We start from the raw sequence: 1054 nt of genomic DNA, 5'->3' as shown, positions 1-1054 counted from the left end.
CCCCGGTCGCGGCGCGGCTCAGTCCGCGCGGGCGATGGCGATGGTCGCCCCGAGCCGGTGCCCGGCCTCGTAGAACATGTACTGCACGCCCCCGTCGGAACCGAAGGAGGGCGCCGCGCTGCGCCCCGAGTCCGGCGGTCCGGCCATGGGGGTGTGCACCGTGCCCAGGTGGCGGCGCAGGCCGAAGTCGCGCCCCACCTCGGTCAGGCGGATGTCGCCCAGGTCGGTGTGGTAGGCGACGTAGGTGCTGCCCGCGCGTTCGACCACGTGCGGGCCGGACAGGTCCGACACCCCCACGTCGGCGTGGTCCACGAGCGGGTCGGGGTCGAAGTCGAAGGTGATCCCGTCCGCCGACCACCCCCATCCGATGGAGCGGTGGTTGCTGGTGTCGTTGCGCATGAAGACCATGACGTAGCGCGCGCCCCGGTCGGGCAGGCGGTACTCGAAGACGCGCGCGTAGGAGGCCTCGGTGGTGCCCGGCACCATCGCCGTGGTCAGCACCACGCCCTCGTAGGTGAAGTCGATGCCGTCGCGTGAGCGGGCCAGCCGCGTGGTGGTGTTCTCCCCGTGGAAGTACAGCCACATCTCGCGGTGCTCGGAGTTCCACATCACGTGCGGCGAGGAGACGTGGCTGACGTCGTAGTGCGGGTTCCACACGTTGGCCACGACGGGGTTGTGCGGGTACTCGGTGAAGGGCCCGTCGGGGCTGTCGGCGTAGGCCAGGCAGATGCCGCCGGGCCTCTCGTGCGGGGCGTAGTAGAGCAGGAAGCGGCCGGGCGGGTCGGACAGGCGGCCCGCGGTCCCGCGCAGGCACGGGAAGATCAGCTCCCCGGTCGGGTTGTAGCCGAGTTCGGCGGTGTCGAGCGCCTCGCGCAGGAACCGGTAGGCGGGCAGGACGTCGGCCGTCGCGGCTCCGCCGGCGGCCGGGGTCGCGGTCGCGGCGCCCGCGGACGCGGGGGGCAGCAGTCCCGGGGCCAGGAGGGCGCCCGCCGCGGCGGCGCCGGCGCTCCGCAGGACGGTGCGGCGGTCGGGGGCGGCGGTGGAGCGGCGGGGG

General features: G+C 74.3%; 1 protein-coding gene. It reads right to left on the bottom strand.

The window, feature by feature from the left end:
- Positions 1–18 precede the first annotated feature (18 nt).
- Positions 19–1054: hypothetical protein (locus DQW06_RS29700; protein ID WP_232833152.1), on the bottom strand; the 1036-nt coding region annotated here is incomplete at its 5' end.

The organism is Nocardiopsis sp. TNDT3 (assembly GCF_003427465.1).
Lineage (GTDB): Bacteria > Actinomycetota > Actinomycetes > Streptosporangiales > Streptosporangiaceae > Nocardiopsis > Nocardiopsis dassonvillei.
This window is presented reverse-complemented; position numbering and strand designations above follow the sequence as displayed.